This window comes from Kitasatospora arboriphila (assembly GCF_039528095.1).
GTDB lineage: Bacteria > Actinomycetota > Actinomycetes > Streptomycetales > Streptomycetaceae > Kitasatospora > Kitasatospora arboriphila.
In genome coordinates this window covers 1-13,647 of sequence record NZ_BAAALD010000144.1, presented here as the reverse complement: position 1 = coordinate 13,647, position 13,647 = coordinate 1, and the positions used below count along the sequence as shown (strand labels likewise).

The following is a 13,647-nucleotide window of genomic DNA, read 5'->3' as shown; positions in this document are numbered from 1 at the left end:
GTGGGACACCCGCCCACGAAGCCCTCGCATCCGATGACCTACTGGCGGACGCCCTTAGCGAGCCGATCGAGCCGAACCGTTGACCTCGGCCGCCTTCGTAGTGCCAGGCTCTCGGCTCGATCCGCCCGGCTGCCGGTCCCTGCGACCGGTAGCCGGCAGGGCCGGCGTAGTGACCAGGGCCGCGCCCCGGTACATCGGTGCCGGGCGCCGCCCTGTGGTCCATCAGGCGGTGGTGCGACGCGCGGCCCGCTTGGCCGGCGCCGCCTTCTTGGCTGCTGGTGCGGTCTTCCTTGCGGGCGTCGCCGTCTTCTTCGCCACCGTGGTGGCCTTCCGAGGCGTGGTCTTTTTGGTGGGCAGCGCGGTTTTCTCCACCGCGGTGGTGTTCTCCTTGGCAGCGGCAGCCTTGGTCGTGGTGGTCTTCTTGGCGGCGGCCGGCGAGGTGGTGGAAGCTGCGGTGGTGCGCTTCGCCGTCGCCCGCTTGCGGGCGGGCGCGGCAGTGGCGGTCTTGCCCGCGGTGAGCGAGCCCGCCGACCAGCAGCGCGTCGAGACCGAGCTGCGGGAGCTGGAGGTGGCCGCCGGTGGCGACGCCCGCGCGTAGGCACCGCTGGCTGGTCAGCGTCCGCGAGGAACTTGCCGCGGGCGTCGACCTGTACGACATCGAGGTCGAGGACGAAGTCCGCCGCAGGCTGGAGACTCTCGCCGATGCCGAGTTCGCCGCGGTGCTGCGCTTCGCCGAGCGGCTGGCGGTCAAGGGCCGCGAGCTGACCGAGCCCTATGCGAAGCGCCTCGAACACGGGGTGCTGGAGCTGCGGCCCAAGCCGTACCAGGTGACGTTCTGGTTCCCGAGCGACCGGCGGCCGGCCGTGCTGCTGACCGCGTTCCGCAAGCGCGCCGACATTGAGCGGCGGGAGAAGGACCCCGCCTACCGGGCGAAGACGGCGTGCGAGGCGCACCACCCTCGGCGCCGACCGCTACCCGCCGTTCAGCTTCGGGGAGGAGCCCGACTACCCCGCCACACTCGCGGTCGCCCGCCGGAACGGCTGTCCCGGTGGCTGGTGCTGGTCAAGTGGTGGCTGCTGGCGCTCCCGCACTACGCCGTCCTCGGCTTCCTCCCCGGGGGAGCATGATGTGTGGAGGAGGACCGCGAAGGAAGCCGGACGGTGAGGGCGAGCGACGTGCACAGCCGGTGGCCGCTGGCCACCGACGGCTGGGAGCAGCACCCCGCCTACGTCGGTGCCAGATGGACGGTCACCCCGGCGAGCAGCGGACGCACCGCGCGGAAGGACCGCCCGGGCCCGCTGTCACCCGACCGCAGCAACAGGACCGGCCACCCGATCCCGGCAGGCTCATCCGCGCGGGCTCGGCCGGGTCGGCCACCGTGCCGGCGGTGATCCGCCGGGCGGTGGCCTCGATGGCATCGAGGGGCAACGACCACGCCTCCAGGCGGCCGCGCGGAGCCGGGCCTACTCGGCCGCGGCCTCGAGCGTGGCGCGCCACAGCGGGCTGTCGACGTAGTGGTTGTCGTACAGCTCGGAGGAGTCCTTGATCTCCTGCGGGCTCGCCTCGCCGCGCATCACCCGGCCGAGCAGACGCAGGTAGTCGAAGCGCGGCATGCCGGGCGTGAAGGTGAACAGCATGTCGGCTTCGCAGCCCGGGGCTGCGGCGAAGGCGTGCGGGGTGTGCGGCGGGACGAGCAGGAAGTCGCCCTCGTTGAGGGTCTTTACCTCGTCGTCCACCAGCACCTGGAGAGCGCCGCCGATGACGAAGAACAGTTCCGAGGCCCGGGTGTGGAAGTGGGCCGGGGCCCCGACCGCGCCCTTGGCGAACGTGGAGCGGTAGCTGGTGATCGGGCTGCCGTCGGTCCCGTAGTCGGCCAGCAGGGTCATCGTGCTCGGGTCACTGGTCGTCTCCGCCTCGGTGGCACGGGTCAAAACGGGCTTCAGCATGTTGGTGCTCATGGTGGTGTCTCCCCAGTTCGGTGGCCGTTTCGGAGTTCCCTTCCGGCCTTGTGTCCACCATCTGTATGGCGGGAAAAGACCCATGAAATGGTTCCTTCCTGATGGCAATCCATGGGTTCACTCTCTGGGGCCGGCGGGGGCCGGGCCCTCGTCTTCGGTCCCGTCACTTGGCCGCGGCCTGCCCCTGGTTCGTGACCAGGGGGCGGACCTTGGTCAGCATGAGGTGCAGGAACTGCTCGGGGTGGCGGAAGGATGCGAAGTGGCTCGCGTCCTCGATCAGGGCGAAGTCCTTCACCGGGGCCTGCACGTCGTCGAAGAACCGCTTGGCGCGGTCGGTGGGGGTGAGGACGTCCTGGTCGCCTTGGAAGATGAAGAACGGAAGGTCGAAGCTGGTGCCGTCGGCCCAGTCGTCGAAGCCGGCGGTGGCGGGGAGGATCTGCTCGGAGAGCTTCATGCCCTTGCCGAGGGCGCCGAGCTCGCGCAGCGAGTGCAGGGGTGAGAACCAGAGCGACTTCATGACCACGGCCTTCATGGTGGAGAAGGTCAGCGGGTCGCTGGTGGCCGCGATCTTCGCGTAGGCGGCGTGCTGCTCGGAGGTCCAGGTCCGCGCGTCGGGGCCCATCTCCTCGAGGGCGGCGAGCTCCTTGTGCTTGCCGGCGGCGTGCAGCCGGGTGAGCAGCGTGAGGTGGGCGGTGTCGTCGCGGCCGGCGTCGTTGATGTTCTGGTCGGTGCCGACGTAGGCGGAGTAGAGGTTGGGGTACTGGCGGGCCAGGCGCAGTCCGAAGGTGCTGCCGAAGGAGTTGGCGACCAGGACGACCCGGTCGACGTCCAGCCTGGTCCGTATGTGGTGGGTGACCTCGACGGCGTCCTCGTACAGCCGGGCGAAGCTCAGTTCGCCCTGGTGATCGGCGCCGGAGCGGTGCAGGGTTTTGCCGGTGCCGCGCATGTCCCAGCGGACGATGGTGAAGTGCTTCTCCCAGGCCCGGGTGAGCGGTCCGTAGATGGCGTTGGAGGCGCCGGGTCCGCCGTGGATCTCCAGCACGACGGGGTTGTCGCGATGCTCCCCGCGGACCGAGATCCACTGTTCGATGCCCCCGATGCGCACGAAGCCCTGCTCGTCGATGCCGGTGGGCGCATCGATGCGCATCAGCCGCGCGCCCGCGGCCTGCTTGAGCCAGCGGTGGCCGAGGGCGCCGGCGACGGGCGCGGCAAGCGTGGCGGCAGAGGCGATGAGTAGGGCGGTGATCACAGTTGACTCTCCTAAACTGTTTATCGGATACGCAATTGAGTGTATGCTATACACAGTTCTGAAGGAGCGTCAACCACCGCCCCCAAGGAGCCGGGACATGGCCGCGAGCAAGGACAAGAAGCGCGACCCGAAGGCCAGCCTCGCGCTGCTGTGGGGAGAGCAGGAGCAGCCCCGGCGCGGCCCGAAGCCCTCGTTGACCGCGGAGCGCATCGTCGCCGGCGCCATCGCGATCGCCGACGCCGAGGGCCTGGACGCGGTGTCGATGCAGCGCGTCGCCGCCGACCTGGGCGTCACCACCATGGCGCTGTACCGGTACTTCCCCGGCAAGGCCGAACTGACCGACCTGATGGTCGACTCCGCCCTCGGGGTTCCCTCCGGCTCCGTCGCCGACGCGGACGGCTGGCGCGCCGGACTCACCGAGTGGGCCCGTCAGTGCTGGGCGATCTACCGTCGCCACCCGTGGATCCTGACCGCCGCCGCCATGCGCCGACAGCTCATGGGCCCCAACCAGCTCGCCTGGCTCGACGCCGCGCTGGCCGCGCTCGCCCCGGCCGGACTCACGGCCGCCCAGCAGCACGACACCGTCCTGCTGGTGATCGGCCACATCCGAAGCCTCGCCCAGCAGCTCGTCCATGCGGACGAGGAAGGCAACGAGGAGTGGAACCGGCTCGCCGCCGAGGTACTGGAGCGCCACGGGCACCGCTTCCCCGCGCTCGCGGCCGCCATCGCCGCCGGCGCCTTCGATCCCCAGCACGGCGACCCGCTCGACTTCGGCCTGGAGCGCATCCTCGATGGCGTCGCCCACCTGATCGACCACCCCTGAACGGGCCGCGCCGGGCCCTCGCAGGCGGAGACGCCGGAGGCGGGTGCGGGTGCGGTGGGGTGCCTCGCGGGCTGGCTGCTGCGGCACCGTGGCCGTCACGCGGTGAACTCGGCCCAGACCTCCTTGTCCGTCCCGCACGGGCGGTGGCCCCAGGCGGAGGCGAGGCGCTTCACGATGAACATGCCGTGGCCGTGGCCGTGGTCCGGCTCGTGGGGCCGCGGGCGGGACGGGGCCGCCAACGGGTCGGTCACCGTGATGCGCAGTGTGGTGCCGTCGTACTCGAGGTCCAGGCAGGTCGGGCCGGGATCCTCGCGGAGCCCGGCCGGGACCTGCGCGCCCGCACCGCCCGGGAGCGGTGGGAGGTGCTGTCGCGGCTGATGGCGGAGGTGCGGCCGCCGCTGCAGCAGATCGTCGCCACCAGCGACCGCGCCGAGGCGCTGCGCTGGCTGGAGCAGATGCAGCCCTTCGGGGTCGAGGGCCTGGTCGTGAAGACGCTGGAGGGCCGGTAGGTGCCCGGCGCTGGGCCGGCTGGTGGAAGGTCCGGCACGCCGACACCACCGACGCAGACCTGGTCGGCATCACCGGCCCCGTCACGTGGCCGAAGGCGTGCCTGGTGCGCCTGCCCGATGGCCGTCAGGAAGTCACCACCCGCGCCTGACCGGACCGTAGGCTCAGCAGGTCGCCGCCGCGGTCGCCGGCCGGCTCGACCCGGCCACCGCCGGACCCGCCGCGCGGATCCACTGGGTCGCCGAATCGCAGACCGTCGTCGAGGTGCTGGCCGGCAGCGGCCGCCACGGCGAAGTCCGCTAGATCCGCCTCCGCCTGCCCGACTGAACCCCGCCCCACGGCGCAGCGGTGCCCGGCGACATCCTTGCGCGCCTGTGCCCCACCTCGCCCTCGCCCCGACCGCTGCGCCGCGTTCGGCCCGACGGCCGCGCCCGCTGCCGGTAAACGGCGTTGAGGGGGTGTCGGCGCGGACGCGAGTGGCTCCCGGGGAGGCAATGGCATGAATCCCGGGAGCCGTGCCGATCATCTCATTCCCCGTGCCGCTGCGCGGCCGGTCGGTGCGGCAAGGCCCGTGCTGTCGGCGGGGCGGGTCGTTGGTGTGGTGTGACGGGTGCTGCGGGCGAGGGGCCGATGCTGTGGGCGTTGGCGGTGCGGGAGACGGACGGCGGCAGCGTGGTGGCGGAGGTGATCGTCGAGGTGGGCGAGGGCCACTACACCACGCTCGCGGTGGATGCGTGGGAGAGCGGCTTCGTGTCCTCGGCGGCGGCCGAAGCGCCGGTCACCACCGGCGTGGTCGAGGTCCGGGAGGGCCGCTTCGAGCGGCTGGTGGCGGTCGCTGCTGGTGAGAGTTGGCGTCGATGTGAGGCCAGGAGGTCAGGGGCCGTCGGCGGTGGGCTGGCGGTCCCTGATCGTGTGCGCGCCGGTTTGGGCCACCGCCCGGAGGCGTCACCCGACCGCGGGTGCGGACAGGGGCCACCCATGGGCAGCAAGCGGGGCCGTCGCCCGCCGATGGGCCGCCGGATCCAACGTTCGGCGAGTGTCGCTGCCGACCGCGGCCCCTGTAGCCCGGTTGACTGGTCACCAGGGCGTTGACGCGCCGCCCGGCAGTGCCCTGGTCGTGCCATCGGCCCGGGCACTGCCGCCTCGGCCGTTTGAGGCTGTGGCCGGACGGGTTGCCGAACTCAACCGACGGAGCCGGGTCACGGTTCAACCGCCGCCGACACCGGGCGTGGGTTCAGGTGCGGGTAGCGCCGAGCCTGGCACGGTTTGTCCATGCCTGAACCCTTCGCTCTCCTCCTTCCGGTCTTCGTCCTGCCCACATGCGCGACCTGCGGGCACGACACTCAGGGCACGAGAGCCAAGCCCGGCGGCACGGTGCGCTGCACCCGGTGCAAGACAATGCGCAGGGTCCCGATGGGCCGGCCGCTGTTCGGGCCGGACGACCCGACGGCGACGGTTCCACACCCAGGCCCGCGCCCCAAGAACGAACGCACAACCCCACGCCCGGAGCGGCCGGCCGCATCGACCAGACGCAAGGCCCGCCCGGCCCGCCCGAAGCCACGGAAGGCGCACCAGGCGTGAGAGAGAAGATCGGTGCGCCGCTCGCCCGGGTGCGGCGGCGCCGCGAGAATGGGACCGGGCCGGCGGCCGGGACGCCGCTGGTGCGCAACGGCCGGATCCTGGCCGCGAGCGCCGTGGTGGCCGCCGGACTCGGCGCGCTGTTCTGGCTGCTCGCGGCCCGCTGGTTCACCACCGCCACGGTCGGACGCAGCTACGCCCTGCTGTCGGCGGCGATGCTGCTGGCCACCCTCGGCTCCCTCAACCTCGGCGACGTCCTGGTCCGGTTCCTGCCCACGGCAGGCCAGCGCGGCCGCCGGCTGGTGGTGCGCTGCTACACGATCTCCACCGCGACCGGCGCGGTGGTGGCGACCGGCTTCGTCCTCCTCGCCCCGCACCTCTCACCCGGTCTGACGGAGCTGCGCGCACCCTGGTCGGCGATCCTGTTCATCGCCGCCACCTCCGCCTACACGGTCTTCGTGCTGCAGGACGGCGCCCTGACCGGCCTGCGCCGACCCGGCTGGGTGCTCGGCGAGAACCTGGTCTTCGCCGTCGCGAAGGCCCTCGCCCTGGCCCTGTGCGCCGCCCTGGCCATCAGCACCGGGATCCTGCTGTCCTGGGCCGCCGGCCTCGTCCTCGCCGTGACGGTCGCGAACGTGGTCCTGTTCGCCCGCGCCCTACCCGCACGCCACACCCCCGCCCGCCACACCCCCGGCAGCATGGACACCAGCGTCGGCGCCGCCACTGCCCGGCCGGAGCGGATGGCCCGCTACGCCGTGGCGGACTACGTCGGCCAGCTCGGCCAGACCGCCGTCTCCAAGTCCCTGCCGCTGCTCGTGCTCGGCCGCCTGGGTGTGGAGGAGACCGCCTACTACTCGCTGGCGTATGTGGTCACCGACACCCTGTACCAGGCCGCCTACGCCGTGGGCCAGTCCCTGACGGTGGAGGGCGCCGCCGAACCCCACCGCCTCGCCGAACACGCCCGCCACATGCTCCGCCACACCGCACTCCTGATCACCCCAGCCACCGCCGTCACCGTGGCCGCAGCACCCGGGATCCTCGACCTGTTCGGCACTGACTACGCCGTCCACGGCACGACCGTGCTGCGGCTGATGGCGCTGTCCGCGGTGCCGAACGTGCTGTTCGGCGTCGCCGTCCACGTCGCCCGGGTCCGCCAGGCCCTGGCCTTCCTGACCGGCCTGCAGCTCGCCTTCGCCCGGCCTGCTGCTGGGCCTCACCCTGCTGCTGATGCCCCGCTACGGCCTCACCGGCGTCGGCGCCGCCTGGCTGGCCACCGCCAGTGTCCTCGCGCTCGCCCTGGCCGCCACCGCCCCACGCTGGCTGACCAACCGCCCGCACCGAACCTGAACCCGCGCCCCCGCCACCGCCCCTGCCCCTGCCCCTGCCCCTGCCCCGCCCCCGCCCACCCGGGATCAGCGGCGTTCACCGCTCGGCGGCTGTGTAGGCGCGGCCTCACCGGGTGCGGACGCGCCCAGGCGCCACACCGGGCAGCGGGCGGTGTGGGGCGTGACGTCGACGACGGCGCCACTGTCCAGCACATGCCGGGTTGGCTGCGCCCCGCAGCGACACGTGCCGGGGGAGCCGAAGGCCTCGGGGCCGGCGGGCGGGGGTGAGGGCGTGAGACGGCGGCGCAGCGCGCGGACGGCCCGCCGCCATGCACGACGTAGCCGCCGCAGGGGGCGAGCGAAAAAACGTTCCGGCATGGGCCCAGCATGACGAGACCGGCCATGAGCCCCGGCGCTGACACACCGTGGAGAGCCGAGCGGCCGAGCGGCCGAGCGGCCGAGCGGCCGGGCGGGGCGGGCGGGGCGGGCGGGGAGTCTCCCCCTCGGGGGGTGCGGGCTACGAGGCGGGACCGGTGGAGGGCGGTTCCGTGCGGTGGCCGCACGACCAGGCGAGGACCTCGTAGACCCCGCGGGCGTAGTCCAACGGCACCGTGCGGCCGCCGTGCCCGAGGAGCTCGACCAGGGCGGCATCCGCCTCCGCGCGGAGCTGCACACGGTGCGGTGCCCCGGCCGGCGACGTCACCGCAGTGATGGGGGCGGGCACCGGGTGGCCCATCGCCCAGTGCAGCCCCGCCAGGACGCCGCGCCCGTAGCGTCCGGCGCAGAACGGGTGGGCCCGGGCCTTGGCCAGCACGCGGCCGAGCTCCTCCGCCCGCCGCGCCCCGGCCGCCATGCCGTCAGCCTGGAGTGTTGTCACGGTGTGCCGCCCGGCGTCGTCCTGGCGGCGAGCGCGGTGAGCGGCAGGCGCAGGTACAGCTGCTCCCACAGCCGGCGGGTGGCGGCGGCGAGCGGCTCGCCGCCGAACCGCCCCGCGATGGGCCGAAGGTGCGCCACCGTCTCGGCCACCACAGCGCACTGGACTGGTACCCGGCCGCTGGCAGGACCTGCGCAGGTCATCACAGATTCGATGCGTGCGGCGAGGCGGTCCCGGCCGCGGCGGCCCAACTCGTCGGGTGCGACCCCAGCCGCGTGGGGCCGGCCGCTCGGAGGCCGGATGCCGGCTTGGGCCAGGGCCGCGCGAAGGCTATGCGTCACCGTGTCGGCCGTCTCCGGCGCGGGTGCCCCCGGCAGCAGGACCGGGTACTGGTCGAGCACCGCGAGGGCCACCGTGACCACGGTGGGATCCACTCGCACGACGGCACATGGACCGTCGGCGCCGACGGCTGCGATGGTGGGGACCTCGATTGTGACGGTGGGGACGTCGATCTGGCGTGTGTCGTCCATGAAGGCCAGCCTGACCCGGACACGCCACGCCCTGCGACCGGGACCCGGCCGCCCAGGTGAACGCGGGGTTGGCCGAACAGGGCGGGTCGCAAGCCCAAGGCCGGGTAGGAGAAGCGTCCTGCAGCCGGACGGGGTCGGCGGCCAAGGAGCGAGCCCAGACAGGTGGGTGCGGCCGCCGAGTCCGTCAGTCAGAAGGCCGGCGACCGCACCGTGCACGGCGGACCCGGAGATGCCGTCACCGTCCACCGGCAGGGACAGCCTCTCCCCGCCTGTCGCCGCCGGGACAGCGAAACACCGGTGCACGCCCCCAACGACCCCGTGCGGCGGACACCCAACCCAGTAGGCGCAGCCGGTGGCCCGGCTTCTGGGCAACTCCCAGCTCAGGAGCTGCCGCCCATCCGGCTGATGAGCCCGTCCCTGGTGATTCCGTGCTTCTGGCCCCAGGCCGCGAGGCGGTCCAGATCGACCGGATCCGGCAGCACACGCTGAGCCTCTTCTGCTTCTTCCCAGTACCCGGCCCTTCGCAGTACGGCAACGACTTCGCTCCGGCTGTACTCCACGATGATCATCTCGCTCGTCGCAACCCCCACCCTTCACTGTCGGCCTTGCGGCTGGCGAAGTCACGACGGCCGAGCCGTAGGTACGCGCAGGCGTCCACCTGCAATCCCGGGGACAGACCCCTTGCCCGCGACTACCGCGGTCGGCGCGTCACCCATTTCCGTACGGTGTCCTGGGCGCCGGAGGAGGAACAGGTGAGCGCTCAGCCGATCCACGGCCCCGAACCGATCCCGCGGCCCTCCTCCCGCACCGGCTGACCGAGATGAGGGCCGAGTGTGCTGCCGGGTCGTCGTGCCGCAGGGGCGGTGGCAGGCTTGAGGCAGGGAGTTGAGGCCGGAGAGGTGATCCGACATGACCGAGCACCCACACATCGCGCTGGTGCGCAAGGGGTACGAAGCGTTCTCCCGCGGGGACATGACCGCCCTGTCCGAGATCCTCGCCAAGGACGTGACCCACCACGTTCCCGGCAACCACATGCTCTCCGGTGACCACAAGGGGCTGAACGCGGTTCTGGAGTACTACCAGCGGCTCGGCACCGAGAGCGCAGGGTCTTTCAAGGTGGAACTGCAGAACCTGTTCGTCGACGGCCGCGGCCATGTGATGTCGGTGCACCGTGCCACCGCCGAACGCGGGGACAAGCAGCTTGACGCCATGGGCGGGATCATGTTCAGGATCGTCGGCGAGAAGGTCACCGACCTGGACGAGTGCGTCGGCGACCTGTCGGTTGGCGACGAGTTCTGGGGCTGACCGTTTGAAATCTGCGGCTCACCTGTCGGCCGCAGAACCTGGCCACTGGGAAGAGGAACTAGGGCGGGCCGCGCGGTTACCCGGGAGCGGCGCCTGGACCCGGATGCCGGCGCCGGCGGGCTGGGTCAGCTGTCCCGCGCGACGAGGGCCTGGTTCTGGGACTGATCGGCGCCGCAGACCGGCCACCGCCGCTCGTGTCGCCCCTCGGCCGCCGTGCAGTGATCTGCAGGGGCTGTTGCGTGGGGTAGCGGAGCCGAGTCCGAAGGCGTGGCGGGTACCTTGCCGAGGCATGCGTGCGCTGCGACCCGGAAGCCCGCGACCGGGCCGGGGCTCCTCAGTGGGCAGCCAGGAGCCGTGCAGGCCGAGGGGGACACGGACCGGGATGCGCACGCGGGCCACGGGGCCGGAGACCGGGTCTTCGGCGGGGGCAGCACCGCGTCGCAGCAAGCGCGTGCAACTTCGCGGTCGCGCACATAGGCACTGCGGGGAGCCCTGTCACGAGACAGGTGCAGGCCCTGCACGGTCACGTAGTTGCCGCGCTCTGTGATCACCAGGGTCTGCCTCGAGCGGCGTGGCCGCACGCCCGGTCGAGGAGTTGCAAAATCTGGGGCTGCTTGCTCGGACCGCTGGTGCAGGCCCGGCGTGCGTGAGCGGCTGATCAGCAGACCCTCGCCCGCGGGGACCTGCGTGCGAGCCGGTGGTCAGGCGTCCGGGTGGTCGAGGAGCTGCTGCAGGAGCCGGTCGAGGTCGAGGTGTTCGCTTTCCCTGCCGACGTCGACGATGCGGCGAGTGTGGGCGAGGAACTGCTGTACGTCGTCGGCTGCAGCCCACAGGTGAACGGTGCCGTGTTCGCCGGTCAGAGAGATCAGGACCGCAGGACGGCCCAGGATGCTGCCGGGACGTACCCGGACGTCACCGATCCCGACGGGCGCAAGCGCGCCCGCGGACAGCAGCGAGCGCGCAAAGGCCCAGGTGATCGGCTGCGGAAGATTGATGTGGCAGTCCAGGAACGCCGCATACGGCTCGGCCGCGTCGTAGCGCAGCCGGGCGGCCACCTCCACCCCGTACCTGTCCTGCGGTGCGGCCCACAACACCAGTGGCATCGCGCATCCGCCGACGGGAGTGCGCGGATGTGGAACCTGCGGAATGTCACCACCGCTCATGACTCGGCCCTCCAGGCTACGCAGCGCCCGGCGGGCGCCTGCTGCCCGCGGACGCCAGGCACACTGGGCAGGACGCGGCGATGCCATGGCAGGTCGACAACTTCGCGGACGGTTCGTCCGCCACGGTGCCACGGGGCTGCGAGCGCGGCGGACAGGAACGGGTCGTTCGGGACCGGTACGCTGCGGGCAGCGGGGCCAGAAATGCTCATCACACCCTGACCAACGAGTGAACCCTTCCGGGGCCACCGTCCCGACGCGCCCAGCCGGCCGCCGAACAGGCCACCCGTCCGGCCGCACCCGCAGGAGGCCCGGCGCTGCGCACCGGGGCGGCGTTGGTCACCACCGCTCGGCTGCCGCGCGGAGGTCATTGCTCGGCCATTGTTGCGAGACGGGTGCGTGCGTCGGCCAGTGTGCGCAGGGCCTGCGCCAGGTGCCAGCGTTGGATCTGCGGAGCGGCGCCGTGCAGGCGGTCGCAGGCGGCGAGGGGGACTGCGGCTATCTCGATCACGGCCGCGGCATCGCGCATACGCGAGTCGATGGCGCGGGCGCGTTGGGCGGCGGCCTGTGCGGTGAGGGCGGTGAGGGCGGTGAGCTCGCCGATGCCCGGGTCGTCGGGTACCGGACAGCCCCACCAGGCGAGTTCTTCTGCGATTCGTTCGATGAGTCCTTGTCGTCCGATGGCAGCCACCATGGGTGCTCCGTCCTGCGCGGTGTGGCCCGCGCCCGCGCGGCGGCCCGGAGTCACCATTCCGCCCACATGCTGTGTCTACTCCGCGCAGCGGGGAAGTGCGGGCGCGGACGAGTCGTGCGCACGCCGTCGGATCCCGGCGCGCAGCCTGGACGCCACTTTGGCCCGGACGCCCGACAGAACTCGAGAGCGACGTGATCACCGAGGAGGAGCACGGTGAGTGCGCGCCAGGCGGCGAAGTCCCGTGTGCCGCAGGAGCCATTGGCTGGGTGCGCCCGTTCCGGCGCCGTGGCGCTGGCCGATGGCCACCTCGGAGGAGTGCTCGAACCCGGCGGGGGCACGGCTGGCGCCGACGATGAACATCCCTCGGGAGAACGGTGGTGGTCGCCCGCGGGCGGTGGCGGTCATCCGCGTGTGGTCGGCCCTGCCGGGCTCGCGGCGCTGTTCGGGCCGTGGGTGCGTTCCAGCCAGCGGTTGAGGAGGTGGTGGTCGGTGACGGCGTCGGGCATCGGTTCGCCGGCGTGGGCCTGTTCCAGGGCGGTGAGGGCGCGGTCCACGGCCCACAGCCGGATCAGCGGGACGGCGTCGGGCTGCAGGCGGCCCCGGTGTTGCCACAGCTCGTGTTCGCGCAGGAGGGCGGCCGTCTCGCGCCGGTCGCCGTCATCGGCAGCGCCGGCTTTGCGTTCCGCGTAGTAGGCGTCGATCAGGTGCCGCGCGCGGTCCTGCTCCTCGTCCAATCGCATGTCGCCGCCTCTCGCATCCCTGTGGCGAGTCTCCTCTGCTGGCGGGGCGCGGGCATGGGCCGACCGGTCGGGCCGACCGGCCCCCTGCCGGCCGGGGGCGGGTGCTGGACGGGCCCGGTTCCCCGGCCGCCGGACGCGGCATCCCGTGACGGCAGGCTCCTGGCCGGTGCCGGGCCGGGTGGCACGGTCGCCGTGCCTGCGGGCCGGCCCGCTCGTTGTATCCGGGTGGGCGCCCCGTGCGGGGCGCGCGGCGCCCACTGTCCGGCCCGCTAACCCCCCCTCGGCGGTGGCGGGCGGTGGGCGCCGCCCTTCGGGGGCGGCCGGGCGCACACATCCCGACCGCGGCGCCACATCCTCGTCGCCGACCGGCCCGGTGCCGTGACGGCGGTCGACGTGGACGGCCCGGGCGTGCTCTTCGCGGAATCGTCAATCCACCCTTCGGAGCGCTGCCCTCCCGCGCGCGTCGGCGAGATTCATCAACCGGCCGTGTTGCGCGCCCTGACGCCGGCCGGGCCGGCCGGGCGACCGTAGGGCTAGGTCGTGTGTCGAAAGTGGATCTTGAGGCGCCCCATGATCACCGTTCATGGGGCGGGGAGATCTCACGGACAAGCAGTGGGCGGCGCTGGAGCCTTTGCTGCCGAAGGGCGTGAAGGCAGGTCGGCCGCCTGTCTGGTCTCGGCGGCAGTTGATCGACGGCATACGGTTCCGGGTCCGGACCGGTGTTCCGTGGCGGGACGTACCCGTCGAGTGCGGGCCGTGGGGCCGAATCTACGACCTGTTCCGCCGGTGGCAACGGGATGGTACCTGGCACCGGGTCCTCACCCAGCTTCAGAAGTCATCTCATTTGGCCTTGTAGGCTGCTTGCGTGACGATTGTGGAGCGGCTGGTGCCGGACGAGTTGTGG

14 protein-coding genes and 3 pseudogenes are annotated in these 13,647 nt (G+C 72.6%); 8 read left to right on the top strand and 9 right to left on the bottom strand.

The genetic code is table 11. From position 1 onward, the window contains the following. Nucleotides 1–229 precede the first annotated feature (229 nt). The 3 genes and pseudogenes from ABD353_RS37295 to ABD353_RS37285 form a co-directional block, all read left to right on the top strand. On the top strand, nt 230–598 hold the full coding sequence (locus tag ABD353_RS37295) for a hypothetical protein (RefSeq protein ID WP_344628169.1): 369 nt from the start codon (nt 230–232) through the stop codon (nt 596–598). Further along, nucleotides 579–899 (top strand): annotated as a pseudogene (locus ABD353_RS37290) (type II toxin-antitoxin system RelE/ParE family toxin); the annotation flags it as partial. The gene ABD353_RS37295 and the pseudogene ABD353_RS37290, both read left to right, overlap by 20 nt. A gap of 58 nt (nt 900–957) precedes the next feature. After that, a pseudogene (locus ABD353_RS37285) lies at nt 958–1,121 on the top strand (DUF4389 domain-containing protein); the annotation flags it as partial. Nucleotides 1,122–1,463: 342 nt separating this feature from the next. Here ABD353_RS37285 and ABD353_RS37280 read toward each other — a convergent pair. Together ABD353_RS37280 and ABD353_RS37275 are read right to left on the bottom strand one after the other, a co-directional pair. Next, nucleotides 1,464–1,958 carry a cupin domain-containing protein gene (locus tag ABD353_RS37280; protein WP_344628168.1) on the bottom strand — a complete coding sequence of 165 codons (495 nt, stop codon included), beginning with the start codon at nt 1,956–1,958 and terminating at the stop codon, nt 1,464–1,466. Nucleotides 1,959–2,121: 163 nt separating this feature from the next. Then, nucleotides 2,122–3,207, bottom strand: coding sequence for an alpha/beta fold hydrolase (locus ABD353_RS37275; protein ID WP_344628167.1), 1,086 nt, complete (start codon nt 3,205–3,207; stop codon nt 2,122–2,124). A 97-nt stretch (nt 3,208–3,304) separates the two neighbouring features. Between ABD353_RS37275 and ABD353_RS37270 the strand changes: the two genes are divergently transcribed. Then, entirely contained in the window at nt 3,305–4,030 is a 726-nt protein-coding gene (locus ABD353_RS37270; RefSeq protein ID WP_344628166.1) for a TetR/AcrR family transcriptional regulator, read from the top strand. Nucleotides 4,031–4,125: 95 nt separating this feature from the next. On the opposite strand, the gene ABD353_RS37265 is transcribed toward ABD353_RS37270, so the two are convergent. After that, on the bottom strand, nt 4,126–4,281 hold the full coding sequence (locus ABD353_RS37265; RefSeq protein WP_344628165.1) for an ATP-binding protein: 156 nt from the start codon (nt 4,279–4,281) through the stop codon (nt 4,126–4,128). 111 nt (nt 4,282–4,392) lie between these two features. On the opposite strand from ABD353_RS37265, the gene ABD353_RS37260 reads away from it, so the two are divergent. After that, complete coding sequence (locus ABD353_RS37260) at nt 4,393–4,539, top strand: DNA ligase-like domain-containing protein (protein WP_344628164.1); 147 nt, start codon at nt 4,393–4,395, stop codon at nt 4,537–4,539. A gap of 1,575 nt (nt 4,540–6,114) precedes the next feature. Then, nucleotides 6,115–7,728 carry a lipopolysaccharide biosynthesis protein gene (locus ABD353_RS37255; protein ID WP_344628163.1) on the top strand — a complete coding sequence of 538 codons (1,614 nt, stop codon included), beginning with the start codon at nt 6,115–6,117 and terminating at the stop codon, nt 7,726–7,728. Between the two features lie 229 nt (nt 7,729–7,957). On the opposite strand, the gene ABD353_RS37250 is transcribed toward ABD353_RS37255, so the two are convergent. The 3 genes from ABD353_RS37250 to ABD353_RS37240 form a co-directional block, all read right to left on the bottom strand. Beyond that, complete coding sequence (locus tag ABD353_RS37250; RefSeq protein ID WP_344628162.1) at nt 7,958–8,293, bottom strand: hypothetical protein; 336 nt, start codon at nt 8,291–8,293, stop codon at nt 7,958–7,960. A 20-nt stretch (nt 8,294–8,313) separates the two neighbouring features. Then, a complete protein-coding gene (locus tag ABD353_RS37245) occupies nt 8,314–8,844 on the bottom strand; it encodes a hypothetical protein (protein WP_344628161.1) in 531 nt (176 codons plus the stop codon). 380 nt (nt 8,845–9,224) lie between these two features. Further along, complete coding sequence (locus ABD353_RS37240; protein ID WP_344628160.1) at nt 9,225–9,413, bottom strand: hypothetical protein; 189 nt, start codon at nt 9,411–9,413, stop codon at nt 9,225–9,227. A 340-nt stretch (nt 9,414–9,753) separates the two neighbouring features. On the opposite strand from ABD353_RS37240, the gene ABD353_RS37235 reads away from it, so the two are divergent. Further along, a complete protein-coding gene (locus tag ABD353_RS37235) occupies nt 9,754–10,149 on the top strand; it encodes a nuclear transport factor 2 family protein (protein ID WP_344628159.1) in 396 nt (131 codons plus the stop codon). A 701-nt stretch (nt 10,150–10,850) separates the two neighbouring features. On the opposite strand, the gene ABD353_RS37230 is transcribed toward ABD353_RS37235, so the two are convergent. The 3 genes from ABD353_RS37230 to ABD353_RS37220 all read right to left on the bottom strand — a co-directional run bounded on the left by ABD353_RS37230 (nt 10,851) and on the right by ABD353_RS37220 (nt 12,743). Continuing rightward, complete coding sequence (locus tag ABD353_RS37230; protein ID WP_344628158.1) at nt 10,851–11,312, bottom strand: SsgA family sporulation/cell division regulator; 462 nt, start codon at nt 11,310–11,312, stop codon at nt 10,851–10,853. Between the two features lie 364 nt (nt 11,313–11,676). Next, the gene (locus ABD353_RS37225) at nt 11,677–12,003 is read right to left on the bottom strand and encodes a hypothetical protein (RefSeq protein ID WP_344628157.1); all 327 of its coding nucleotides are present in this window, start codon (nt 12,001–12,003) and stop codon (nt 11,677–11,679) included. A 401-nt stretch (nt 12,004–12,404) separates the two neighbouring features. Next, entirely contained in the window at nt 12,405–12,743 is a 339-nt protein-coding gene (locus ABD353_RS37220) for a hypothetical protein (protein WP_344628156.1), read from the bottom strand. A 583-nt stretch (nt 12,744–13,326) separates the two neighbouring features. On the opposite strand from ABD353_RS37220, the pseudogene ABD353_RS37215 reads away from it, so the two are divergent. After that, nucleotides 13,327–13,575, top strand: a pseudogene (locus tag ABD353_RS37215) (transposase); the annotation flags it as partial. Between the last annotated feature and the right edge of the window lie 72 nt (nt 13,576–13,647).